The organism is Pseudomonas graminis, assembly GCF_013201545.1.
Classification (GTDB): domain Bacteria; phylum Pseudomonadota; class Gammaproteobacteria; order Pseudomonadales; family Pseudomonadaceae; genus Aquipseudomonas.
In genome coordinates this window covers 4976949-4977211 of record NZ_CP053746.1, presented here as the reverse complement: position 1 = coordinate 4977211, position 263 = coordinate 4976949, and positions in this window count along the sequence as shown.

Here is a 263-nt window from a genome sequence, read left to right as displayed (position 1 = left end):
ACCCTTGTTGTAACAGCGTTGAAACAGGGCGTAGGACCAGCGATGGCCCTTCGCCCTTTTTTTGCGATAAGAATGGTAATGAGAAACGTTCTTTGTTACATTTTCACGCTTTTTTGACATAAGCGGCCAATTTTGGGGCATTGCCCCGTGTGATATCAAAGGGAGGGGGAGTTCGGATGGCGAGCAATAACAAGGGTCAATTCAAGGTCAATGCCTTGGCAGCGTTGGTCGCAACGGTCGCCTGCCATGGCGCGGCCTGGGCC